This window comes from Rhizobium anhuiense (assembly GCF_003985145.1).
Lineage (GTDB): Bacteria > Pseudomonadota > Alphaproteobacteria > Rhizobiales > Rhizobiaceae > Rhizobium > Rhizobium anhuiense.
The window spans coordinates 17424-42042 of the sequence record NZ_ML133538.1; the positions used below are offsets into that span (position 1 = coordinate 17424).

At 62.2% G+C, this 24619-nt stretch carries 22 protein-coding genes and 1 pseudogene; 18 read left to right on the forward strand and 5 right to left on the reverse strand.

Annotated elements, in window-relative coordinates:
- Positions 1 to 100: 100 nt before the first annotated feature.
- The 3 genes from kdgD to EEQ99_RS29800 form a co-directional block, all read right to left on the reverse strand.
- Positions 101 to 1027, reverse strand: coding sequence for a 5-dehydro-4-deoxyglucarate dehydratase (gene kdgD / locus EEQ99_RS29790; protein WP_028758110.1), 927 nt, complete (start codon positions 1025 to 1027; stop codon positions 101 to 103).
- 30 nt (positions 1028 to 1057) lie between these two features.
- Positions 1058 to 2032, reverse strand: coding sequence for a mannonate dehydratase (locus tag EEQ99_RS29795; RefSeq protein ID WP_028758111.1), 975 nt, complete (start codon positions 2030 to 2032; stop codon positions 1058 to 1060).
- 65 nt (positions 2033 to 2097) lie between these two features.
- Positions 2098 to 2808 carry a FadR/GntR family transcriptional regulator gene (locus EEQ99_RS29800; RefSeq protein ID WP_028758112.1) on the reverse strand — a complete coding sequence of 237 codons (711 nt, stop codon included), beginning with the start codon at positions 2806 to 2808 and terminating at the stop codon, positions 2098 to 2100.
- A gap of 132 nt (positions 2809 to 2940) precedes the next feature.
- On the opposite strand from EEQ99_RS29800, the gene EEQ99_RS29805 reads away from it, so the two are divergent.
- Genes EEQ99_RS29805 through EEQ99_RS29825 form a run of 5 tightly spaced genes read left to right on the forward strand, consistent with a single transcriptional unit; the run spans position 2941 to position 8056 of the window.
- Positions 2941 to 4536: an ABC transporter substrate-binding protein gene (locus tag EEQ99_RS29805; protein ID WP_127431577.1), complete on the forward strand. Its 1596-nt coding sequence runs from the start codon at positions 2941 to 2943 to the stop codon at positions 4534 to 4536.
- A gap of 20 nt (positions 4537 to 4556) precedes the next feature.
- Positions 4557 to 5585, forward strand: a complete 1029-nt coding sequence (locus tag EEQ99_RS29810; protein ID WP_028758114.1) for an ABC transporter permease — start codon at positions 4557 to 4559, stop codon at positions 5583 to 5585.
- Positions 5582 to 6484, forward strand: coding sequence for an ABC transporter permease (locus EEQ99_RS29815; RefSeq protein ID WP_127431578.1), 903 nt, complete (start codon positions 5582 to 5584; stop codon positions 6482 to 6484). Before EEQ99_RS29810 ends, EEQ99_RS29815 begins: the two co-directional genes overlap by 4 nt.
- Positions 6471 to 7316, forward strand: coding sequence for an ABC transporter ATP-binding protein (locus EEQ99_RS29820; RefSeq protein WP_127431579.1), 846 nt, complete (start codon positions 6471 to 6473; stop codon positions 7314 to 7316). Before EEQ99_RS29815 ends, EEQ99_RS29820 begins: the two co-directional genes overlap by 14 nt.
- On the forward strand, positions 7313 to 8056 hold the full coding sequence (locus EEQ99_RS29825) for an ABC transporter ATP-binding protein (RefSeq protein WP_047615069.1): 744 nt from the start codon (positions 7313 to 7315) through the stop codon (positions 8054 to 8056). The genes EEQ99_RS29820 and EEQ99_RS29825 overlap by 4 nt, the downstream gene beginning before the upstream one ends.
- 22 nt (positions 8057 to 8078) lie before the next feature.
- Here the strand turns inward: EEQ99_RS29825 and EEQ99_RS29830 are convergent, their stop codons facing one another.
- Positions 8079 to 9134 carry a LacI family DNA-binding transcriptional regulator gene (locus EEQ99_RS29830; RefSeq protein ID WP_047615415.1) on the reverse strand — a complete coding sequence of 352 codons (1056 nt, stop codon included), beginning with the start codon at positions 9132 to 9134 and terminating at the stop codon, positions 8079 to 8081.
- 188 nt (positions 9135 to 9322) lie between these two features.
- Here EEQ99_RS29830 and EEQ99_RS29835 point away from each other — a divergent pair, with 188 nt between their 5' ends.
- The 11 genes and pseudogenes from EEQ99_RS29835 (at position 9323) to EEQ99_RS29885 (ending at position 21641) form a co-directional block, all read left to right on the forward strand.
- Positions 9323 to 11845 (forward strand): hypothetical protein, encoded by a 2523-nt coding sequence (locus EEQ99_RS29835; RefSeq protein ID WP_127431580.1) that lies wholly within the window; start codon positions 9323 to 9325, stop codon positions 11843 to 11845.
- A 64-nt stretch (positions 11846 to 11909) separates the two neighbouring features.
- Positions 11910 to 13169, forward strand: a complete 1260-nt coding sequence (locus EEQ99_RS29840) for an ABC transporter substrate-binding protein (RefSeq protein WP_063475553.1) — start codon at positions 11910 to 11912, stop codon at positions 13167 to 13169.
- A gap of 11 nt (positions 13170 to 13180) precedes the next feature.
- A complete protein-coding gene (locus EEQ99_RS29845) occupies positions 13181 to 14221 on the forward strand; it encodes a carbohydrate ABC transporter permease (RefSeq protein WP_127431581.1) in 1041 nt (346 codons plus the stop codon).
- Positions 14218 to 15267 (forward strand): carbohydrate ABC transporter permease, encoded by a 1050-nt coding sequence (locus tag EEQ99_RS29850; protein ID WP_097544432.1) that lies wholly within the window; start codon positions 14218 to 14220, stop codon positions 15265 to 15267. The genes EEQ99_RS29845 and EEQ99_RS29850 overlap by 4 nt, the downstream gene beginning before the upstream one ends.
- Before the next feature lie 17 nt (positions 15268 to 15284).
- Positions 15285 to 16364, forward strand: coding sequence for an ABC transporter ATP-binding protein (locus EEQ99_RS29855; RefSeq protein ID WP_127431582.1), 1080 nt, complete (start codon positions 15285 to 15287; stop codon positions 16362 to 16364).
- Between the two features lie 384 nt (positions 16365 to 16748).
- Positions 16749 to 16958 (forward strand): hypothetical protein, encoded by a 210-nt coding sequence (locus tag EEQ99_RS29860; protein WP_063475563.1) that lies wholly within the window; start codon positions 16749 to 16751, stop codon positions 16956 to 16958.
- Positions 16959 to 16967: 9 nt separating this feature from the next.
- Positions 16968 to 17341: pseudogene (locus EEQ99_RS29865) on the forward strand (GFA family protein).
- Between the two features lie 255 nt (positions 17342 to 17596).
- Complete coding sequence (locus EEQ99_RS29870; protein WP_097630830.1) at positions 17597 to 18889, forward strand: efflux RND transporter periplasmic adaptor subunit; 1293 nt, start codon at positions 17597 to 17599, stop codon at positions 18887 to 18889.
- 12 nt (positions 18890 to 18901) lie between these two features.
- Positions 18902 to 19618: an ABC transporter ATP-binding protein gene (locus tag EEQ99_RS29875; RefSeq protein WP_097544435.1), complete on the forward strand. Its 717-nt coding sequence runs from the start codon at positions 18902 to 18904 to the stop codon at positions 19616 to 19618.
- Complete coding sequence (locus EEQ99_RS29880; protein WP_097630829.1) at positions 19608 to 20810, forward strand: ABC transporter permease; 1203 nt, start codon at positions 19608 to 19610, stop codon at positions 20808 to 20810. Before EEQ99_RS29875 ends, EEQ99_RS29880 begins: the two co-directional genes overlap by 11 nt.
- A 216-nt stretch (positions 20811 to 21026) precedes the next feature.
- Entirely contained in the window at positions 21027 to 21641 is a 615-nt protein-coding gene (locus EEQ99_RS29885) for a GntR family transcriptional regulator (protein ID WP_047615089.1), read from the forward strand.
- Between the two features lie 51 nt (positions 21642 to 21692).
- Here the strand turns inward: EEQ99_RS29885 and EEQ99_RS29890 are convergent, their stop codons facing one another.
- The gene (locus EEQ99_RS29890; protein ID WP_047615092.1) at positions 21693 to 22505 is read right to left on the reverse strand and encodes a ferredoxin--NADP reductase; all 813 of its coding nucleotides are present in this window, start codon (positions 22503 to 22505) and stop codon (positions 21693 to 21695) included.
- Between the two features lie 366 nt (positions 22506 to 22871).
- On the opposite strand from EEQ99_RS29890, the gene pcsA reads away from it, so the two are divergent.
- Entirely contained in the window at positions 22872 to 23600 is a 729-nt protein-coding gene (pcsA, locus tag EEQ99_RS29895; RefSeq protein ID WP_047615095.1) for a phosphatidylcholine synthase, read from the forward strand.
- A 9-nt stretch (positions 23601 to 23609) separates the two neighbouring features.
- Complete coding sequence (locus EEQ99_RS29900; RefSeq protein ID WP_127431583.1) at positions 23610 to 24590, forward strand: quinone oxidoreductase family protein; 981 nt, start codon at positions 23610 to 23612, stop codon at positions 24588 to 24590.
- The last annotated feature ends 29 nt before the right edge of the window (positions 24591 to 24619 follow it).

The following is a 24619-nucleotide window of genomic DNA, read 5'->3' on the forward strand; positions in this document are numbered from 1 at the left end:
TGGGGGTTGTGTGTGGTTTGCGGGGGCCCCCCGCGGGGGGTGGGCGCCGCGCGGGTGGGCGCACGGCCGGGACGTCCCGGCCGCCTGCTGCCGCGATATATTATTCCGCCGCAATCCGTTCGACGCCGTTGGCCTGGACGATCTTCTCCAGCAGCGCGAGCTCGTCCGGGGTGAGATCCGTCAGAGGCGGGCGCACAGGCCCCGGATTCTGACCGAGCACCCGGAGGCCGGCCTTGATGATCGAGACGGCATATCCCTTCTTGCGGTTGCGCAAGGCGACGAAGGGGAAGAAGAAGCTCTTCAGGATCTCGTCGACGGTCGCCTGATCGCCGGTGCGCAAGGCGCCGTAAAAGCGTTGGGCCAGTGCAGGCACGAAGTTGAAGACGGCGGACGAATAGGTCGTCACGCCGGCGGCAAAATAGGCTTGGGCATAGACCTCGTGGGTCGGCATGCCGCCGACATAGACGAGACGGTCGCCGAGCAGGGTGGTGATCTCGATGACCTTGTCGACATCGCCGACGCCGTCCTTGAAGCCGATCAGGTTCGGGCATTCCTCCGCCAGGCGCGAAATGCTTTCGGCCGAAAGAATGGCGTTGTCGCGGTTATAGACGATGACGCCGATGCCGACCGACTGGCAGACCGCCTTGACGTGGGCAATCAACCCGGCCTGTTCGGCAAACATCAGATAGGGCGGCAACAGCAGCAATCCGTCCGCGCCGGCCTTCTCGGCCGCCTTTGCGATCTCGATCGCCAGCGACGTGCCGTAGCCGGTTCCCGAGATGATTGGCGTCTTGCCCGCCGACGCCTTGGCGGCCCGGACGACCTGTGGAATCTCGGCGGGATTGAGGGAGAAGAACTCACCGGTGCCGCCGGCGGCAAACAGCGCGGCCGCGTCATATCCTGCAAGCCACTCGACATGACGGCGGTACTTGGCTTCGTCGAATTTGAGTTGATCGTCGAAATGCGTCACCGGAAACGAGAGGAGACCACTGCCGACGGCCTTCTTCAATTCAATCGGGTTCATCATGAATTCCTATTCTTGACCTGTTGAAAATTGTCAGGCGCTTTCGAGCGCTTGCAGAAGTGCCGCGATATAGCCGTAGCAGAAGGCAAAGGCGGTGGCGGAGGGGTCCTTGCCGCTGACGGTCGGCACATGGTCCGGCATCAGCATGTATTTGAAGCCGACTTCCTTGTAGATCCTGACCGAGCGGACCATGTCCATGTCGCCCTCGTCCGGGAAGGTCTCCATGAACGAAAGCTTGCCGCCGCGAATGTTGCGGAAGTGAACATTGAAGATCTTGCCGCGTTGGCCGAACCAGCGAATTATGTCGTCGATTTCTTCGCCCGGATTTTCGAGCATCTCGCCGACTGAGCCCTGGCAGAAATTGAGGCCGTGATACGGGTTTTCCCGCATCAGCACGAATTTCTTCAGGCCTTCCACCGTACCCAGCACCCGCGTGACGCCGCGGTAGCCCGGCGGCGTATAGGGATCGTGCGGATGGCAGGCGAGCCTGACGCGATTGCTTTCGGCCACCGGAACGACGCGTTCGAGGAAATAGTCGATCCGCTCCCAGTTTTCGTCTTCGGAGAGAACGCCGGCAAGGCCGGGCGCGGCCTGCTGGTCCGTCTTCTCCCAGCGGAAGCTGGCGTTCAGCGAGCCGCCGCGTCCCGGTTCGTCCGGCGTGCGCGGAATGCCGATCAGGTTGAGATTATATTTGACGGCGGGAATGCCGGCCGCCGCGACATTCTCGATCATCTTGCAGACGGCGTCGATCTGCCGGTCGCGGTCAGGTCCGGCGAGCAGGATATCGGGATAGGACGCCTTCTCGATCGGCTGCGAGGGCAGGGGCAACTGGATCATGTCGAGGATCAGGCCGAAGCTCTCGACCTTGTCGCGATGCCGCTCGATGTCGGAGAGTGTCCAGCTGCTCGGCTTTCCCGGCGGGTCGGCACTGATATGCTTCACGCCCAGTTGCGCGAAGATGCGATAATCGTCGTCATCCCGCGCGGCCACCTGTGTTCCCAGATACATTTGAGTCTCTCTCGAAATTGCACAATGTCATATGACATAATATGAATTTCGGAGAGTGTCGAGCCCTATTGCTGTTCGGCGAGCATGCGGTAGCGGCGTTGGCTGGCCATCAGATGCGCGCGCATCGCCTGGCGGGCGCGTTCCGGATCCTGATCGGCGATGGCCGACAGGATTTCGACATGTTCGGCATAAACCTTTTGGAGATAGTCGCGGTCATTGGCCTCGGGCAGCGTCGGAAACTGTCCGCGAGGGATGGCCCGGGCGCCGAAATGGCGCAGCACGTCGACATAGAATCGGTTGTTGGTGGCAGCCGCAATCGCCATGTGGAAGGCGTAATCCGCCTCAACGGTCTGCTGTCCGGTTTCGATGAGTTGCGCCATTTTGCGGTTGGCATCGCGGATCGCCGCCTCCTGCTCGGCTGTGCGGCGATAGGCGGCGATTGCGGCCGCTTCACCTTCGGCGGCCATGCGAAACTCCAGCAATTCCAGGGTTTCCGGGATGCTTTTGATTTCCACCGGCGTCAGTGACAGGACCGAATGCGTCTTCGGATCCGCGACAAAGACGCCCTTGCCCTGGATCGGCTTGACAAAGCCTGCTGCCCTCAGATCGGCAATCGCCTCGCGCACCACGGTGCGGCTGACTCCGAATGTCGATTCGAGCTGTGGCTCGGTCGGCAGCTGGTCGCCGACCCGCAGCTTCCCCGTCTCGATCTGTGTCCGCAGTTGATCGATGACCTGCTGCGCCAGTCTTTGCCGACCACGGCCGAGTGTTGTCATAGTCCGTTCCCCAATCCCTCTGCATCAAGTCTCCCGCTCGGGTCTTGCAAATCATATCAGACTTCGATAAATCATAATACGACATACGGGCGACATAATATGTCTCTTATAGTAGTCTATGGAGGACTGACAATGAAGCATTTTTCTAAGGGCTTGTTCGTCGGCGCCGTGATCGGCGCCCTGACGATATCAGCACCGCAGCTATACGCCGCCACGCCGAAGGACCAGCTGGTGATCGGGACATCGCTGGCGCAGGTTCTGTCCCTCGACCCGCATCAGGCGACCGAGGGAAAAGCGGTCGAGATCATGTCGAATCTCTACGACCGGCTGGTCAACAGCACGCCGGATGGCAAGATCGTGCCGCAGCTGGCCGAGAGCTGGAAGGTCGACGACAAGGGCATCACCTTCACGCTGCGCCAAGCCAATTTCGCCACCGGCAATGCGGTAACGTCAAAAGATGTCGTCTATTCGCTGGGACGGCTCTTGAAGCTCGACCAGGCCGCCGCCGCCAACCTCAAGCGCATCGGCTATGACAAGGACAATATCGACAAGCTCGTCACGGCAGTCGACGACAAGACGGTCCGCGTCGATTTTTCCGGCCAGGTGACGGCCGAGATGCTGCTCTACCGGCTGACGACCTCGACCACCAGCGTGGTCGATAGCGTCGAAGTGCAGAAGCATGTCGCCGACAATGACTGGGGAAATGCCTGGATGCGCACGCATTCGGCCGGCTCCGGTCCGTTCACGCTCAATCGCTGGTCTCCGAACGAACTTGTTATTCTCGACGCCAACAAGGATTATGTGGCCGGCGCGCCGAAGATGAAGCGCGTCATCGTTCGGCATGTTCCGGAAAGCCAGGTCGAACGGCTGATGCTCGAACGCGGCGATATCGATATCGCCAGCGCGCTGACCGCATCCGATCTCGCGACCTTCAAGGACAAGCAGGGCTTTACGATCCAGCGGATTCCGACAGGCGGATTCTACGTGCTGTCGATGAATGCCGGCAACCAATACCTTTCCAACCCCAAGGTTCGCGAGGCCATTGCCTACGGCATCGACTATAAGGGCATCGAGAAGACGATCATGGGTCCTTACGGGCGGGCGAGAAACGTTCCCGTTCCGGAGAATTTCGAATATGCGATCGCCAATCCCGATTGGCATCTCGACGTCGAAAAGTCCAAGCAACTGTTGGCCGAAGCGGGGTTCAAGGACGGATTGTCGCTGACGCTGAAGACGATCGCGCAGACGCCGCGCATCGATCTTGCCACGGCCATCCAGGCATCGCTTGCCCAGGTCGGCATCAAGATCGATATCCAGCAGGGCAACGGCTCGGAAATCATCGCCGCCCACCGCGCCCGGGATTTCGATCTGCTGATCCCGCAGACGAGCGCCTATATGCCGAACGTGCTCGGCTCGATGGAGCAGTTCTCGTCCAATCCCGACAACTCGAAGGAAGCCAACAATGCCGGCAACTTCGTCTGGCGTTCGGCCTGGGACATTCCAGAACTGACGGCCCTGACCGCCAAGGCATCGATGGAGCCGGACCCGAAGAAGCGCGGCGAACTCTACGTGCAGATGCAGAAGATGTTCGTCGAACAGAAGCCGGCCGTGCTGCCGATGTTCGAGCGCTTCGAGCCGATCGTCCTGTCGAGCAAGGTCCAGGGATATATCGGGCATCCGACCCAGCTGACGCGTCTCGAGAACGTCACGAAGTCTGAAACCCAGTAATACTCCCGAGGCAGCCGATCATGAAGGAACTCTCCGTAGCCGAATTTGGCCGACGCCTGGCGCATTTGCTGGTCAGCCTGTTCATCCTCTTATGTGTGACCTTCGTGATCGGCCGCATCCTGCCCACCGATCCGGTCGGCGCGATCGTCGGCGAGCTCGCCGATCCCGCCGCTTATGCGGCGATGCGGGCGCGTCTCGGTCTCGATCTTCCGATCTACCAGCAGTTTTTCCTCTATCTGAACGGGTTGGCGCATGGTGATTTCGGCACCGCCGTCCTCACCGGCAATCCCGTCTCTTCGGACCTGGCCCAGGCGTTTCCGGCGACATTCGAACTGGCGACGCTGGCGGTAATCATCTCCACTTTCGTCGGCGTCCCGCTCGGACTGGTCGCCGCACTGTTTCGCGACAGCTTCATCGACAAGACGGCCCGCGTGCTTGCGCTCGTCGGTCATTCGATCCCGGTCTTCTGGTTCGGCATCGTCGGGCTCGTCATCTTCTATGCGGGCCTCAATTGGGTCGGCGGGCCGGGCAGGATCGATGTCTTCTACGAAGGCCTCGTGACGCCACAAACCGGGCTGTTGCTGGTCGACAGCCTGCTGCAGGGCGAGACGGAAATCTTCTGGAATGCACTCGGCCATATCATTCTTCCCGCCATCATCCTTGCCTATGCGGCCATGGCCTACATCACCCGCATGACACGCAGCTTCACCCTGGAACAGTTGAGCCAGGATTATGTCATCGCCGCCCGTGCCAAGGGTGTGAGCCCCTTGGGCACGATCTGGCATCACGTCCTGCCGAACATTGCCGTGCAGCTGATCACCATCCTGGCCATTTCCTATGGTGGGCTGCTCGAAGGCGCTGTTGTCACCGAGATCGTCTTCTCCTGGCCGGGCATTGGGCAGTACATGACGAACGCGCTGATGATCGGCGACATGAACGCCGTCGTCGCCGGCACCATTATCGTTGGATTCATTTTCATGCTGTTGAACTTCTTCGCCGACGTCGCTTACGCCGTGTTTGATCCCCGTATGAGGGAGGCGGCCCGATGAGCGACGTTATCCGCAGCGAGATTCAGATCCGCCCTCCCAGTGTGTCGAGCCGCATGGCGGCGTCGCTGGCGCGCGCCGGCCGCAAACTGGCCCACGAGCCGCTTGGCCTTGCGGGGTTCGTCATCCTCGGTCTTCTCTGCTTCATCGCGATCTTCGCGCCGCTTCTGGCCCCTTACGATCCGGCCATACAGGCGCTGGGCGATGCCTTGCAACCGCCGAGCCTCGCGCATCTCGCAGGAACCGACGAATTCGGTCGCGATATTCTGAGCCGCCTCATCTTCGGCACGCGCATCACCATCCAGACCGTGCTTTCCATCTCCTTGATCGTCGGGCCGATCGGCCTGTTGATCGGCGTCGTCGCCGGTTTCTTCGGCGGACGCGTCGATGCACTGCTGATGCGCGCCACCGATATCGTTCTCTCTTTCCCGTCGCTGATCCTGGCTCTGGCTTTTGCCGCGGCGCTTGGCGCCGGCTTGACCACGGCCATCATCGCGATCTCGCTGACCGCATGGCCGCCGATAGCCAGGCTTGCGCGCGCCGAGGCCCTTGTCGTCAGAAACGCCGACTATGTGATTGCCGCCCGCCTTTATGGCGCTTCGCCGATCCGCATTCTTTTTCTCTATATCGCGCCGATGTGCGTGCCCTCCGTCATCGTTCGTCTGACGCTCAACATGGCGGGCATCATCCTGACGGCGGCGTCACTCGGCTTCCTGGGCCTTGGTGCCCAGCCGCCGGCCCCCGAATGGGGTGCGATGATCTCCAGCGGCCGCAAGTTCATGCTCGATTATTGGTGGGTCGCCGTCATGCCGGGTATCGCCATCCTGCTCACCAGCCTTGCCTTCAACATCGCCGGAGATGCTCTGCGCGACATTCTGGATCCCCGCCATGCAAGATCGTGAGTTGCAGCCTGTTCTTTCGGTCAAAGGATTGAACGTCCGCTTCGGGCGAGGCGCCGTGCCCGCCGTTTCCAATGTCAGCTTCGATGTCGGCCGCGAACGCGTCGGCATCGTCGGAGAATCCGGTTCCGGCAAATCGACGACCGGTCGCGCCATCATGCGTCTTCTGCCGCCGGCCGCGGTGGTCTCGGCCGAACGCCTGGATCTTGCCGGCAGTCCATTGCTGTCAAAGACCGAGCGTCAGATGGGCGCGCTTCGCGGCAAGGATATCGCTTTGATCATGCAGGATCCGCGCTATTCGCTGAACCCGGTGCTCTCGATCGGCAAGCAGATCGCCGAAGCCGCACGCCTTCACCTCGGCCTTCACAAGAAACAGGCGTTTGAGGCGGCCCGCGCCATGCTCGAACGCGTGCGCATCAGCGATCCCGATCGGGTGATGGCGCTTTATCCCCACCAGATATCGGGCGGCATGGGCCAGCGTGTGATGATCGCCATGATGCTGCTGGCGCGGCCGAAGCTCGTCATCGCCGACGAACCGACCTCGGCTCTCGATGTCAGCGTCCGCAAGGACGTGCTGCTGCTGCTCGACGAACTGGTGCGCGAGAACAATTCCGGACTGCTCCTCATCAGCCACGACATTCGCATGGTGGCCGCCTTTTGCGAGCGCATCATCGTCATGTATGCCGGCCGGATCGTCGAAACCCTGACCAGCCTTGAGGACGCCCGCCACCCCTATACCCGCGGGCTGATAGCAGCGCTGCCCGACCCGAAGAACCCGGTTCGCCGGCTTGCTGTTCTCGACAGGGCGAAACTCGATCTGGAGACGGCGCAATGATCAATGTGCGTGACCTCGATGTCGTCTTTACTTCCGGCAAATCAAGCAACCATGTCGTCAGGGGCATCAGTTTTCAGGTCGGCCAGGGGGAGACGCTCGGCATTGTCGGTGAATCCGGCTGCGGCAAATCGACGGTGCTGCGCTGCCTCGCCGGGATGGAGTCCGGTTGGACCGGTCACATCGAGCTTGGCGGAAAACCGATCGGAAGAAAGCGCTCCCGCGAGGAGCTGAAATTCGCCCAGATGGTCTTTCAGGACCCTTACGGATCCCTACATCCGCGCCATCGCATCGGCACCGCGCTCGCCGAGCCGCTACGCGCCATGGGGCATTCCGATATCTGGTCGAAGGTCGAAAAAGCACTGGTCCAGGTCGGCCTGCCGGCGAGCTTCGCCAATCGTTTTCCGCACGAACTTTCCGGCGGCCAGAGGCAACGCGTGGCGATCGCCCGGGCGCTGATCCTGTCGCCGCCCATCCTGCTGCTCGACGAGCCGACATCGGCGCTCGACGTCTCGATCCAGGCCGAAATCCTCAACCTGCTTGCCGATCAGCGCGAGGAAAAGGAGCTGACTTATCTGCTTGTCAGCCACGACCTCGCGGTCATCGCGCATATGTGCGATCGGGTGCTGATCATGAAGAACGGCTGTTTCGTCGACGAACTCACCAAAGCCGATCTGCAGGCCGGCGTCACCCATGATGCCTATGCACGGGAACTGTTCGAGGCGAGCTTCATCGAGGCTTGATATCCTTAAACGTGGTGTGAGTTCAGCGATCCTCCGTTGCGACATGGGCGCGGTTGACCGCCGCAACACTGCCCCTTTCCACGAGATGGCAGGCGAGCTCGACGCGGCGGCGTGGCGTCGCAAGGCCGAGCATCATGTCGCGCAGCAGATCGAGCGCGGTGGCGCCGAGTTCACGCATCGGAATATGCACCGTCGAGAGCGGTGGATTGAGAAAGGCTGACTGCGGCAGGTCGTCGATGCCCATGACGGAGATGTCCTTCGGCACGGCATAACCCATCGCCTGCAAGCCGCGCACGGCGCCGTTGGCGAGACTGTCGCCCGCCGTCAGGACGGCGGTGAAGGAGAGACCTTTCTCGCGGACAAGACGGGTAATCGCCTCGGCGCCGAGGTCCGGCAGCCAGTCGTCGACTTCGAGCACCAGATCCGCGTCGGCCTTCAGCCCATGAAGCTGCAGGGCATCGCGCCATCCCTCCAGGCGCCGCTCGATCGTCCGCCGTCCCGGCCGCAGCATGAAGAGAATACGTTCATGCCCGGCCTCGATCAGCCGTTCGGCGGCGATGAAGGCGGCCGAGCGGTTGCAGGGCGTCACACTCGAAAGCCGCATATAGGGATCGTCGCTGTTGACGAGCACGACGGGCTTTCCGAGATCGGCGGCTGCCGCCAGCATGTCCTCTTCGTCGACGGTCAGGATCAGCATGCCGCCGAAACTCGGATCATCGCGCATCTCGGCGACGACGCGCGCTTCATCCCCCTTGTCGGCGATCGGGCGCATCGAAAGCTCGATGCCGAGGGCGGCCGCACGCGCATTCAACCCTTCGAGCACGTAGAGCGTAAACTGGTTGCGGACATAGTCGATCATTGCCGCACCGGAGGCGACGAGCATGACCTTCTTGCCGGCCACGCTGGCCGGCAAGGCGTAGCTGACCGCACTTGCCGTTTCCAGCACCAGCTTGCGAATGTCAGGCCTGACGCCCTTCTCACCGGCCAGCGCCCGCGACACCGTGCTGATCGACACGCCGCATTTGGCGGCGATGTCGTCGAGGCGCGTACGCCTGGCTTTTTTCGGTTCCCCTGTCATCTCATCTCCTCGCTCCTTCGCCATCATGCAAAAATCTTTCAGATTGCGCAAATGGAATGCCTATGCACAATTACCTGCGAGGAGTCCGCGGCAAGCGGCAGAGCAGGGAGGCTTTGAAGATGCGGCTTGACGGCCAGTCCATGCGTCGGCGGTTTGCCCGGCGTGGCAATGCTCGAGCGGACTGAAACATGGCCGCCGAGCAGCAATCTTATCTCCGCCGATCAACTGAGAAGCACAGTCCGATCGTCTACTGGCAGCTCGCCCAGCTGTGGCAGGAGCGCTACGATGTCGCCGACCGTCCGATGGACGGCAGAATGGATCCGTTCTTCTTCGTCACCAAGACGAAGAACTTCATCCCGCATGAATATCCCTGCCGCACCGAATTCAAGACATCCTTCTCCGGCCGGCGGCCGCAGCCGGCTGGCGAATTCGAGGCCGTCCGCTGGTGGCTTCCCTTCGCCTCTCCGCGAGTCGATCTCTCCGGCTTCTGGTTTCGCCCGACGCACATCGGCTGCTGGGCGCGCACCTTCCTCGATGCCCGCTCAGTGGGGACTGCCACGCTTCGCCTGTCGACCTGCGGCGGCGCGATCCTCTTCGTCAACGGCCGCGAGCAGGGCTTCATGGCGCCTTACCAGCGCAATCTGGAAGCCCAGCAGCTCTTCGAGATAGAGCTCAAGGCCGGCCTCAACGAGATCCGCATCTATTTCGACGATCTCGCCGAGCGCGACGCCCGGTTCTATTTTCAGCTGGATTATCTCGAAGGGCCTGAGGTCGAAACATCGGTCCCTGTTCCCATCGCCGCCGGTGATGCGGATGCGCTGGAGGAGATCCTCGAAGGCATGCGTTTCGACCGCACCGCCTATCTCGGCGAAGATGTGACGATCCTCTTTCCCGTGCCGCTGCCGGTGGCGCTGACCTGCCATGTCGAGATCGAAGGCGACTTCATGTCGACCGAGCGCTTCGACTATGATTTCGAGCTGAAAGCAGGAGCGACCAAGCTGGAGCTCGGCGCCTCGGCTGATATGCCGGCCGATTTCCGCCATTTCCGCATCACCTTCACAACAGGCGAGCTTTCGCTCGGCCGCACGCTCGGCGTCGAAATCTGTCATCCCGAGCGGCAGGGCGAGGCACCCGCCGCCCTCAACGACCGCGTCGCCGAGGCGCTGGCCGAGGTCGCCGCCCGTTCCGAGCCCGACACGGTCTGTGCTTTTGCGCGTCTGGCGCTGGGGCAGGGCGGCGAGGAAACCGAGGCGATGATCGCGGCCATGCTGCCGGTCATCGAGGATTGCCACGACTGCGCCGATTTCGTGCTGGTGCCGCTGCTCTTTGCCTATACCCGCTGGAGCGATCTGCTCTCATCCGAGCTGCGCGACAGGATCAAGCAGGCGGTCCTCAATTACCGATACTGGATGGATGAGCCCGGCAACGACGTCCAGTGGTATTTCTCGGAAAACCACGCGCTTCTCTTCCATACCGCCGCCTATCTCGGCGGCAGGCTGTTCCCCGATGCCGTCTTCGCCCGTTCCGGCCGCACCGGCGCCGAGCAGATGCAGATCGGCGAAGAACGTGTCCGCGCCTGGCTCGATCATTTCGAGCGCTGGGAAATGGCCGAGTGGAACTCCGTTCCCTATTTCCCGATCGACCTCAAGGGCCTGACGGCGCTCGCCGCCTGCGCGCCGGATGAGACGATCCGCAGCCGGGCGAGCGCCAGCATCATCCGCCTGATGGAGATCGTCGCCCGTTCGGCCCATCACGGCATGCTGACCGGCAGCCAGGGCCGCTCCTACGAACATACGCTGCGCCCCGGCCGCTCGGTCGAGCTGTCCGCCATCGCCCGCCTGCTCTGGGGGCGTGGCTGGTACGGCCGCCGTGTCCACGCTTTGCCGCAGCTTGCCGTCTGCATCCGCGACCACGGCCTGGACTTTCCGGAACGGCTTGCGGCGATCGCTTTGCATCAGGCCGACGCCGCGCAGGAATGGACCTTTTCCCAGGGCGAGAATCGTTTTGCCGCCCTCTACCACTACAAGACGCGCGACACCGCACTCGGCACCATCGCCCATTATCGCCCCGGCGCCTGGGGTTATCAGGAGACGGTGCTGCACCTACGCTTGGGCCACCGGCCGGAAGCGCAGATCTGGATCAACCATCCCGGCGAAACCATTCAGTTCGGCTATGGCCGGCCGAGCTTCTGGGGTGGTTGTGGAACACTGCCGCGCGTGCACCAGTATCGCGATCTGGCGATCCTCGATTTCGACATCCACGAGGGTCAGCCGGATTTCACTCACGCCTGGTTCCCGCTCGAGGCCTTCGACGACGCGAGGGTCGACGGCAATCTGGCGGTTGCTCGCTCCGGCAACGGGATTGCGATGCTGATCGGCAACGCGGCGCTGGTGCCGGTGAAACAAGGGCCGACGACGGATATCGAGCTGCGTCTGCCCGGCCGCAAGGGTCGCTGGATCGTCCGTCTCTCCGATATCGAGCGCGAGGCTGGCCTTGACGGCATGCAGGCGCGTTTCGCCGCGCTCTCGGCTCGCCGCGACGACGAGGGCGCATTGATCGTTATCGATCCGGATTATGGCCGGGTCGTCTTCGAAGAGGACGGCACCGTGCGTGCCGAAGGCCGTATTCTTCGCCCTGCGGACTGGTCGGTACGAGGAGAAGCGGTACATCTCAAGATACCGGGCAGGCAGCCTCGGCGCGCGGCCTCGTAGACGACGTGTCCGGCAGGTGGAGGACCGGCCGGACGCAGCAATTCATCGGTCAGAGGAGGAGAAAATGACCAGAATGAAATCGATCGGCGCGGCCTTTGCTGCGGTTCTCTTGAGTTCCGTTGCCGCACACGCCGGAGACGTGCGCATCATGTGGTATTCCGACGGCGGCGAAGGCGAGGTGATCAAGGACCTGCTCTCCCGCTTCTCGAAAGCCAACCCCGACGTCAACGTCGTCCTCGACGAGGTCTCCTACGACGTTGTCAAGGAACAGCTGCCGGTGCAGCTCGAAGCCGGGCAGGGGCCCGATATTGCCCGGGTCACCAATCTGAAGGCGCCGGCGCAGCACTGGCTCGACCTCCGACCCTACCTCACCGACGCGAAATACTGGGAGGACAATTTCGGCGCCCAGGCCGACTGGATGCGTCCGGACGGTTCGAACGCCATCACCGGCTTCATGACGCAGCTGACACTGACCGGTGGCTTCGCCAACAAGACGCTGTTCGAGCAGGCCGGCGTCGAGATCCCCGGCCCGAAGGCCACCTGGGACGATTGGGCGGCGGCGGCCAAGAAGGTCGCAGACAGCCAGAAGGTCTTCGCCATGGCGATCGACCGCTCCGGCCACCGCGTCTCCGGTCCGAACATTTCCTACGGCGCCAACTATATCGCCGCCGACGGCAAGCCGGCGCCGATCGATCAGGGCGCCAAGGACTTCCTCAGCCGCTTCGTCAAGTGGAATGAGGATGGCACCGTCAACAAGGATGTCTGGGTGAGTGCTGCCGGCACCACCTACCGTTCCGCCGCCGAGGACTTCATCAATGGTGGCCTCGCCTATCTTTATTCCGGCAGCTGGCAGGTGCCGGGCTTCGCCCAGAAGATCGGCGACAGTTTCGACTGGGTGATGGCCGGCAGCCCCTGCGGCACGGTCGCCTGCACCGGCATGCAGGGCGGTGCGGGTCTCGTCGCCGTCAAATACACCAAGAACCCGAAGGACGTCGCCAAGGTGATGGATTACCTGGCAAGTGCCGACGTGCAGAAGGAATTCGCCGAGCGCAGCCTGTTCATCCCGGCGCATAAGGGTGTTGCCGCCGGCCAGATCGACTTCAAGACCGACAATCCGCATGTGCAGGCGGCGCTGAAAGCCTTCGTCGAAGCGGCCGGCCAGACTGCCGCACCCGCCATGAAACTGCCGGGCTGGAAGTGGTCGGACGCCTATTACAGCGCCATCGTCGCCCGCATCAGCCAGGTGATCGCCGGCGAATTGAAGCTCGACGACGCCTATGCCCGCATCGACGAGGACATCAAGGCCAAGGTCGCCGGCAACTGACGGAAGAACAGATGACGGCGAAGACAGTTTCTTCAGCACCACCTGTCAAAAAAACCAGTCTGCGGCAGGCGCTCCTTGCGCCCGTCCGGCTGGCGATGGGGCTCATCGATCTTCCCATGCGCGCCTGGCAGAAGCTGACGGGGCTGAATGGCATGGCGGGCGTCTTCCTGGCGCCCAATATGCTGATTTTCACCGTCTTCGTGCTTCTGCCGCTGGTCATCAATTTCATCTATTCGACGACGAGCGGCAGCGCCATCTTCCTGCAGAACAGGACCTATGTCGGCGCTGACCAATACCGCATCCTCTTCGATTGCGGCAGCTACCTCGACCCCTCGACATGCGCGGCCGACACCTTCTGGGCGGCCGTGCGCAATACCGCCGTCTTCGTCGTCTTCCAGGTGACGGCCATGTTAATCGCGGCGCTCGCAACGGCACTGATCCTCAACCGCGAACTTTCCAATCGCAGCTTCTGGCGTGCCGTCTTCTTCTTCCCGGTGCTGCTGTCGCCGGTCGTCGTCGGCTTGATCTGGAAATGGATCCTGCAGCGTGAAGGCCTGTTGAATTTTGCGCTGAGCCCCTTCGGCTTCGAACCCTTCTCCTGGCTCAGCGATCGTTTCTGGGCCTTCTTCTTCGCTGTCTTCGTCTCGGTCTGGGCGCATATGGGCTTTTATGCGCTGATCCTCCTCGCCGGCCTGCAGGCGATCCCGCGGGATCTATACGAGGCGGCGGCGATGGATAGCGCCGGCCCGACCCGCATCTTCCGGCGCATCACCCTGCCGCTGCTGATGCCGAACCTCATTGTCGTCCTGGTCTTGGCGCTGATCCGCGCCGTGCAGATCTTCGACGAGGTCTTCGTGCTGACCGGCGGCGGGCCGGGCACCAGCACCATGTACATCACCCAATATATTTACGAGACCGGCTTTGCGAGTTCGCTGCGCAACCCGGGGCTTGCCTCCGCCGCCTCGATCCTGATGGGTATCGTGCTCGTCATCCTGACGCTGATCCAACTCGGCGTCAGCAGCCGCAACGAGAAGAAGGGAGCACGCCAATGAGCGCTGTCGGCGCCTTTCTGCTCCGCCGCCGCGGCCGAGGCTGGCACTGGACGGATGTGGTGACCTGGATCTGGCTGATATCGGGCGTCTTCCTGATGTTCGGCCCGGCCGTCTGGCTCGTCTTCTCCTCCTTCAAGACGCCGGCGGCGCTTGCCGAATTCCCGCCATCGGTCCTGCCCTATGTCACTGAACAGGCAGTGGTGCCGGGCTACGACAAGCCGTTGCCGCTCTATCAGGCGGCGATGCCGGATGGCAGCACGCGTGTGCTCGCCGAGGTCCGCCGCATCGGCATCATCGGCCAGATGGTCGATCCGAAACAGCCGGGCGAAATCGTCAAGGTGAACATCAAGGACCGCACGCCGGTGCGCAAGGTCGAATTCGCCGGCGGCAATTATACCGAACCGTTCCAGCGCTTCGATTTCTTCCTGTTCCTGCGCAACTCCGTCTTCGTCACCGTGGTCGCGACGGCGATTACGCTGCTCGTCAATTCCATGGCTGCCTTCGCCCTGTCGAAATACCAGTTCCCCGGCCGCACCGCCGTCATGCTGATGATCCTGGCGACGCTGATGGTGCCGCTCTCGGTCATCGTCGTGCCGCTCTATTCCGTCATCGGCACGTTGAACCTCTTCGACAGCCTCTGGGGCGTCATCCTGCCGACGGTCGCCACCCCGACCGGCGTGTTCCTGCTCCGGCAATACATGCTGACCATCCCGGACGAATTGATCGATGCCGCGCGCATGGACAAGGCCAGCGAATGGCAAATCTACTGGCGCATCATCCTGCCGCTGTCGGCGCCCGCACTGGCGGTGCTGGCGATCTTCTCGGTCGTCTGGCGCTGGAACGACTTCCTCTGGCCGCTGATCGTGCTCTCGCGCAAGGAACTCTATACGCTGCAGGTCGGCCTCAACGTCTATGCCGGCGAGCTCAATGTGCAATGGCACTACATCCTCGCCATGACCGTGGTTTCGATGATCCCGGTTGTGCTGATCTTCGTCTTCCTGCAGCGGTTCATCACCACAGGCATCGCCGGCTCGGGGCTGAAATAAATGAAACAGGAGAGTGCATGAGCGGACTCGAGCTCAGGAACATCGTCAAGAATTTCGGCGCCGTCGAGGTCATTCGCGATGTCTCCCTTGCCGTCAACGACGGCGAGTTCGTCGCTTTCGTTGGCCCTTCCGGTTGCGGGAAGTCGACGCTGCTGCGCCTGATCGCCGGCCTCGATAAGCCCACAGGCGGCAGCATCGCCATCGACGGCAAGGATGTTACCGGCATCAGCGCCGCCGATCGCGGCCTTGCCATGGTCTTCCAGTCCTATGCGCTCTATCCGCATATGAGCGTCAGGGAAAACCTTGCCTTCGGTCTTGAGAATACCAAGGTGGCGAAGGCCGAGATCGAAGCGCGCATCGCTGAGGCCGCGCGCATGCTGGAGATCGACCCTTTCCTGCAGCGCCGTCCGGGCCAGCTCTCCGGCGGCCAGCGCCAGCGCGTCGCGATCGGCCGCGCCATCGTCCGCCGGCCGGATGCCTTCCTGCTCGACGAGCCGCTCTCCAATCTCGATGCCGAACTCAGAGTCACCATGCGTGCCGAACTCGCGGCCCTTCACGCGCGATTGAGGGCGACGATGATCTACGTCACCCATGACCAAGTCGAGGCGATGACGCTTGCCGACCGCATCGTCGTGTTGAGAGGCGGCAGGATCGAGCAGGTGGGAACACCGCTGGAACTGTACAACAAACCGGCCAACCGCTTCGTCGCCGGCTTCATCGGTGCGCCGCACATGAATTTTCTCGAAGGCGCCATCGTCGGTCACGAGGGCATTTTCGCCGAGGTCGAAACCGTCGGCGGCCATCGTCTTTCCGTGATTGCCAAGGAGGCGCGCCCGACGGGCGAAAGGGTCAGCATCGGCATCCGACCGCAGCATATCACCTTTGCCGACGCAACTGCTGAGAGGAGGCTGGACACCCGCATCATCCTTGTCGAGGAACTCGGCTCGGAGACCGTCGTCCACGCCGACGCGGGGGGTAAGAAGCTGATTGCAGTCTTTGCCGGCCAGCAGCGAATGAAATCCGGCGACAGCCTGCCGCTGCATCTTGATCCCGAAGTTCTGCACCTCTTCGGCGAGGATGGACGGCGTCTGTCGTAAAGCGTGTCGCGCAAAAGTGTGCCCGGTTTTGCGATAACGACATGCGCGGAACAACGAGCTAAAGGAAGGGCCGCGCCGAAGCGCGAGCCGAATTTCAGATCAACAGATTTAGTGGGGATGAGGAAACGGACCGGGCGGGTAGGGAACTCGTCTGCCATTTCGTTGGCCATCGGGAGAAAGCGGAAAAATCCCGATGTTCTCCGGCACCGCCGCGTCCGCTTGGCGCGGTCCGCAACCTCGGTCCGATAACCCACATATTGGCGAAAAGGTTCCAGGAAAACAACCGCATTCCCCCATGCCGGAAGCCTCGATGCGGCGCGCCGGCTCTTTCCAAATCGACGGGTCGCACTAGCTTAAAGGGGACGTGACGAAAAGGAGAAAACCATGACCGACGCACCGAATACGGCGACCCCGGCGCGGAGAGTGTTGCGTGGCCGCCCCTACAGCATCAGCGAATTTGCCAGGAAATACCGGTTGGACGACAAGGAGGCAAAGCGCCTCTACGAGAAGTTCGGCCCATCCGCCACCGAACTCGATCTGTTGATGGCGGCAAAGCGTCGCCCGCCGGGCCTTCCGTCCAGTCTCGACGCCTGACGCCGCGCCATGAAGATCCGAACCGGAGGCTGCCTTTGCGGAGCGGTCGCCTACAGGGTGGAAGGCGAGCCGCTTCGCGTCGGCCTCTGCCACTGCGCCGATTGCCGCAAATCGAGCGGCTCCGCCTTCGTCTTCTTCGCGGTCTGGCCACGTCAGGCTTTTTCCCACAACGGCGAGATCGCCACCTTCGCCGGCCGCAGCTTCTGCGCTGCTTGCGGCAGCCGCCTTTTCTGCCTTAGGGACGATGAGGCGGACTCCGCCTGGGCTCGCTCGACACTCCGCCGACCGACCTTGCACCCGGCTATGAAGTCTGGATCAAGCGGCGTGAACACTGGCTGCATCCTTTGCCCGGCGTCGGCCAATTTGCCGAGGATGCGAACTGACGGGCGCTAAAGCGCGTCGCGATCGACATCGCTTGCCGGGCTTTAGGTCTCGGGTTGGCCGCATGTCGTGATCGCAAAACCGCGGCACACATTGCGCGACATGCGCAGCGCACCCAAAACTTGACTTTCCTTACCAATATTTCATTTCACCCATCCGCAATTCCGTGCCACTTCCGCGGCAACGCTAATCGCCGGTTCATCTGCGTTGTGATTATTTCACCGCAGAGGCCGCAAGCGGCACTGATCGAGGACAGCATGAACAAAATCGTAAGCGGCAGCGAAACCGGAGCAAAGGCAGGTGAAGCGTCCGACCTCGCAGCGATCCTTGCCGCGTCGGGACGTCAGGGCAAGCGCAGCCGCTGGCGTGGGCGCCTGCTCATTCTTCTCCTCGTCATCGCCGCCGTCGCAGGCGCCGCTTATGTCTATATGGGCAGAGGGCAGAGCGAAGTGAGCTACGCCACCCAGCCGGCAAAACGCGGCGACCTGACCGTGCTCGTCACCGCCACCGGCTCGGTGCAGCCGACCGAGCAGGTGGATATATCGAGCGAGCTTTCCGGCACTGTCCGCGATGTCAATGTCGATTACAACAGCACGGTCAAATCAGGTGAGGTGCTCGCCCTTCTCGACACCAACAAGCTCGAGGCGGATGTGAAGAGTTCGCGCGCCAAGCTCAATTCGGCCAAGGCGAACGTCGTCAAGGCCAATGCCGACATGCAATCGGCGGGCACCTCGCTCGAGCGGTTGAAGAGCCTGGTCAGGAGCAATGTCTCCACCCAGCAGAGCCTGGACGACGCCACCTACAAATATGATTCCGCCGTTGCCGCCAAACAGATCAACGAAGCCGAAGTCCTCGCCGCGGAAGCCGACCTGCAGCTTGCCGAAGTCAATCTCGCCAAGGCGAAGATCATCTCGCCGATCGACGGCGTCATCCTCACCCGCTCGGTCAATCCGGGCGCGACGGTCGCAGCCTCGCTTTCGGCGCCGATCCTTTTCACCATTGCCGGCGACCTGAAGAAGATGGAGCTGCAGGTCGATGTCGACGAAGCCGATGTCGGCCAGATCGCCGTCGGCCAGAAGGCAAAGTTCACGGTCGACGCCTATCCCGACCGGACTTTTCCCGCCGAAATCGAGCAGATCCGCTTCGCCTCCGAAGTGGTCAACAATGTCGTCACCTACAAGGCGGTGCTGTCGGTCGACAATGCCGATCTGCTGCTGCGCCCCGGCATGACGGCGACGGCCGATGTCACCGTCGAGGCCGTCAAGGACACGCTGATGGTGCCGAACGCCGCGCTGCGCTACGCTCCGGCGCAGGCGGAACGGCGCGGCCGCGGCATTTTTGGTATCTTCGGCCCGCCACGCCAGCGCAACAACAATGCCGGTTCGGCGTTGACGGGCACGCAGCGCCGTGTCTGGGTGCTGCGCAACGGCCGCCCGGTACCCGTCATCATCCAGGTCGGCTCATCCGACGGCCAGTTCACCCAGGTCGTCTCCGGCGACATCAAGCAAGACGACGCACTGGTGACCGACGCCACGACGCGTGCGAACTAGGCGGAGAGACGGATGGCAAGCCCGCCGCTCATCGAATTCAGGCAGGTCTCGAAAATCTACGGCGAGGGCGAGGCGGCGATCCGCGCGCTCGACCGCGTCGACCTGGCGATCAATGCCCATGAATTCGTCGCGATCATGGGTCCGTCAGGCTCCGGCAAGTCGACGGCGATGAATATTCTCGGCTGCCTCGACGTGCCGACATCAGGCGACTACATCTTCCAAGGCATTCCGACCAGCGGCTTCGACCGCGGCCAGCTGACGCTGCTGCGCCGCCATATGCTCGGTTTCGTCTTCCAGGGCTTCAACCTCCTGTCGCGCACCTCGGCCGTCGAAAATGTCGAACTGCCGCTGATCTATCGCGGCATGGCGGTGCGTGAGCGGCGCGAACGGGCCCGCGAAGCCCTGGCGCTGGTCGGCCTCACCGGCCGCGAACATCACAAGACACAGGAACTGTCAGGCGGCCAGCAGCAGCGCGTCGCCATCGCCCGCGCCATCGTCACCGAGCCGGCACTGCTTCTGGCCGACGAGCCCACCGGCAATCTCGATACGAAGACCAGCGTCGAGATCATGGATTTGATGACGCGGCTGAACCGCGAGCAGGGCATCACCATCGTCATGGTCACCCACGAACCTGATATTGCCGCCTATGCGCAGCGGCTGCTGCGTTTCGTCGATGGAAAGCTGGAGACCGAAGTCGAGCACCGGAGGAGGGCGGATCATGTTCTTTGAGACGCTGAAGCTGGCGCTGCGGGCCATCAGCCGCAACATGCTGCGCTCCTTCCTGACCGTGCTCGGCGTCGTCATCGGCGTTGCCGCGGTCATCGCGCTGGTGACGATCGGCAACGGCACCACCGCGCAGGTCTCGACCGAACTGTCGCGGCTCGGCACCAACATGCTGTTCGTCCGTCCCGGCCAGTTCGGTCCCGGCCGGGCGAGCTCCGAGGCCAAGCGCTTCAGCGTCAAGGACGTCGCGGCGATCCGCGACCAGATTGGCGGCCTGAGGGCTGTCGCGCCGCTCAACCAGTCGACGGCGACGGTGATTTTCGGCGGCCAGAACCATTCGACCAGCGTGTCGGGCACCACCAACGATTATTTCGTCGCCCAGGACTGGAATCTGACGCTCGGCCGCACTTTCACTCCCGCCGAGGAACGCGGCCAGTCTCGCTGCATCATCGGCGAGACGGTGCGCTCGCAGCTCTTCGGCAGCGCCGACCCCACAGGCCAGCAGATCCGCGTCGGCAAGGTCTCATGCCCGGTGATCGGCGTGCTCGCCAAACGCGGCCAGTCCGGCATGGGCAACGATCAGGACGATGTCGTGATCATGCCGGTCAAGGTATTCCAGCGGCGCATCAGCGGCAGCAGCAACGTGCCGCAGATCATCATCTCGGCGCGCGACGGCGTCTCCACGGCCAAGGTGCAGTCCGATGTCGAAAATCTCCTGCGCGAGCGCCGCAAGATCGTGCCCGGCCGCCAGGACGATTTCAACGTCAACGACATGACGCAGATCGCCGAGGCGATGACCGGCACGACGACGCTGCTGACCGGCCTGCTCGGCGCCGTCGCCGCCATCAGCCTGCTCGTCGGCGGCATCGGCATCATGAACATCATGCTGGTCTCCGTCACCGAACGCACCCGCGAGATCGGCATTCGTCTCGCAATCGGCGCACTGGAAAACCAGGTGCTCACCCAGTTCCTGGTCGAAGCCGTGGCGCTGTCGCTGTTCGGCGGCATCACCGGCATCGTGCTGGGGCTCAGCCTCGGCTTCGGCGCCGTGACGTTGCTGAAAGTGCCCTTCGTCTTCAGCCCGATGATGATCGCCGTCGCCTTCCTGTTCTCCGCGGCAATCGGCATGATCTTCGGCTATTTCCCGGCGAGAAGGGCAGCGCAGCTCAACCCCATCGAGGCGTTGCGGCACGAATAAATGCGTTGTGGGATGACGTGTCTCCACGCTAACGGAGGGTGGGGAGGCGGCAGGAGCTATTTCACGGCTCGGGCGCTGGTATCGCAACACCATTCACCGAACTTCGCAGGCTCGCTATGTTATCTATCTGTCTCTATTCTGATATATCAGTCTGACTTGCCATCGGTTTTCGAGCGTGCGAGTATGTGATATATCAGTAGGGCAACGGATTCGGGCATGCAGACTTCACAAAGCCATCTTGCCTATCTCGCGCTGGAGCATCTGATCGTGACGCTGGCGTTGAAGCCCGGCGCGCTTGTTACCGAAAAGCAGCTGATCGATATGGCGGGCCACGGGCGCACGCCGGTGCGTGAGGCGATCCAGAAGCTCGCCTGGCAGGGGCTGATCCTGGTGAAGCCGCGCGTCGGGCTGCAGGTCGCCGAGATCGCGGCTGGGGATCATCGCAATGTCATGCAGGTGCGCCGCGAGCTGGAGCCGATCGCAGCAAGCTTGGCCGCCGAACATGCGAGCGACGAACAGCGCGCGCGTCTCGTCGACTGTGCCCGCGCCATGGACGAATGCACTGTGACGGGTGATCTCGCCGGCTTTTTTGCCGCTGACAAGGCCTTCGACGAAATTCTCGAGGATGCCTGCCCAAACGGCTTCATCATGGCGGCGCTCGGCCCGGTACAGACGCATTCGCGCCGCCTCTGGTATTCCACCGCAAGCCCGGAGCGCATGGATCGCGCCATCGCGCTGCATGTCGCCGTCATCCAGGCCATCCATCGGGGCAGGCCGGACGAGGCGCGCGCCACCATGGCGACGCTGATCAATTATCTCAGCCAGGAATAGAAACGGCCCCGTTTCCGGAGCCGTTGTCAGATCGGATTGTCGGGAAAATTTTCAGCCGACGAAAGCGCGCTCGATGACGAACTCGGCGGGCTTGCTGTTGGCGCCTTCATTGAGGCCGGCCTTTTCGAGCAGTTCCTTGGTATCCTTCAGCATCGCCGAGGAGCCACAGATCATGCCGCGGTCAATCGCCGGGTCGAGCGGCGGTACGCCGAGATCGGAAAACAGCTTGCCGGAGGAGATCAGGTCGGTGATGCGGCCGCGATATTCGAAATCCTCGCGCGTGACGGTCGCATAGTGGCGCAGCTTGTCGCCGACGACTTCCTTCAGCAATTCGTCATTCTGGATTTCGTGCACGAGGTCGAAGCCGTATTTCAGCTCGGCGACATCGCGGGTCGTATGGGTGAGGATGACTTCCTCGAACTTCTCATAGGTCTCAGGATCGCGGATCAGGCTGGCGAATGGCGCAACACCCGTTCCCGTCGAGAACATGTAGAGACGACGGCCGGGCGTCAGCGCGTCGAGCACCAGCGTGCCGGTCGGCTTCTTGCGCATCAGCACCTGGTCGCCCGGCTTGATCGCCTGCAGATGCGAGGTCAGCGGGCCGTCCGGCACCTTGATCGAGAAGAATTCAAGCTCTTCGGCCCAGGCGGGGCTGGCGATCGAATAGGCGCGGAAGACCGGCTTGCCCTCGACCATCAGGCCGATCATCGCGAACTCGCCGGAACGGAAACGGAAGCCCTGCGGCCGGGTCATCGTGAAGCGGAAGAGCCGGTCGGTGTAATGCGTCACAGCGAGCACCGTCTCGGCGTAAACGCCGGCGGGGATGGACGGGGCGAAGTCTTCGGTCTTTGCAGGCGCGTTCATTGCGGTAGAGGATCCCGTTTCGTCGGATGAACTGTCGGATGCGAGGCTGATATTACATATCGGGCCGGAATTAAAGGCATTCCATTCCATGCAGCGCCCATCAGAGGAAATATGCATGTCATTGTCAGGATTCAATGGCCACTAGGGGGCAAGCAGGGGCGGGCGGGGAAAGTCGTATTTCCTGCTGGCGAAGCCCGGCAAAGGATGCATATTAGAGCGGCGCGCCGAAATGGATGCCGGTTTTCGGCAAAAACGGTGCGACAACAAAGACCTACGGCGTCGGAACCCTCAGCAACAGGTCCGGCAATGGTGGCGAAATAAAAAAGATGCTTGCCGGGGCGAGCGCGATAGGGCGGTCGGGGGAATATGAAGATTTTCAACTACAAGCGTGTTCCTTACGCGGAGATGCGCGCCTTTTCCGTCCATATCCTGACGGCATCCGGCTCCTTCCTTGCCTTTCTCGGCGTCGTTGCCGCTGCCGAGCATCGCTTCATCGACATGTTCTGGTGGCTGGGTCTCGCCCTTCTCGTCGACGGCATAGACGGGCCGATAGCCCGCAAGGTGCGCGTCAAGGAAGTGCTGCCCAACTGGTCGGGCGATACGCTCGACAATATCATCGATTACGTCACCTATGTGCTTCTGCCGGCCTTCGCGCTCTATCAGAGCGGCATGATCGGCGAGCCCTGGTCCTTCGTCGCCGCCGGCATGATCGTCGTCTCCAGCGCCATCTACTATGCCGATATGGGCATGAAGACGGATGAGTATTTCTTCTCCGGCTTCCCGGTCGTCTGGAACATGATCGTTTTCACGCTGTTCGTCATCGATGCCAGCGCGACGACCGCGCTTGCCGTCGTCATTATCTCGGTGGTGCTGACCTTCCTGCCGATCAATTTCCTGCATCCGGTCCGCGTCAAAAGGCTGCGCCCGCTCAATCTCGGCGTCTTTTTCCTGTGGTCGGCACTCGGCATTTTTTCGCTGCTGATGCATTTCGACACGCCCGAATGGGCACTCATTCTCTTTATCGTGACCGGGCTCTATCTTTACGTCATCGGCGCGGTGCTGCAATTCTTCCCCGCCCTTGGACGCGAAGCTTAGGATAGGCAGATGACCAAAACGCAGGCTGTTTCATTCTCGAGGACGGGCGGGCCCGAGGTTTTCGACTATATCGAGATCGATCTCCCGCCGCCCTCGGCGGGCGAAGTGCAGATCAAGCAGGCGGCGGTCGGCCTCAATTTCATCGACGTCTATTTCCGCAACGGCAGCTACAAGGTGCCGCATCTGCCCTTCGTCACCGGCAAGGAGGGCGCCGGCACCGTGACATCGGTCGGTCCCGGCGTCGAGGATTTCAAGGTTGGCGACCGCGTCGCCTATGCCAGCGCCGATGGCGCCTACAGCGCTGAGCGCAATATCGAAACGCGCCATCTGGTGCATGTGCCTGACGGCATTGCGCTCGAAACGGCGGCGGCGATGATGCTGAAGGGCATGACCGCCGAATATCTGTTGAACCGCACCTTCAAGGTCGGGCCGGAGACCGTCCTGCTGTTCCACGCCGCTGCCGGCGGCGTCGGCCTGATCGCCGGCCAATGGGCAAAGGCGCTCGGCGCCACCGTCATCGGCACGGCGGGCTCCGAAGACAAGATCGAGCTGGCGCTTGCCCATGGCTACGACCATGTGATCAACTATAAGAGCGACAATTTCGTCGACCGTGTCCGCGAAATCACCAGCGGCAAGGGCGTCGATGTCGTCTACGATTCGATCGGCCGTGATACTTTTCCACAGTCGCTTGACTGCCTGAAGCCGCGCGGTCTCTTTGCCTCCTTCGGCCAATCCTCCGGTCCGATCGAGAGTTTCACCCTGGCGATGCTGGCGCAGAGGGGTTCGCTCTTTGCGACGCGGCCGACGCTCTTCACCTATATCGCCGCGCGCCGGGAACTGATCGACAGCGCCAAAGCGCTATTTGATATTGTGCAAAGCAACAAAGTGCGTATCAATATCAATCAAACTTATCCGCTGCGTGAGGTTGGGCGGGCTCACGCGGATCTGGAAACAAGAAAAACAACAGGAACGACGCTGCTGATTCCATGAGATCCGAACGGACCGGTTGGCAGAAGAAA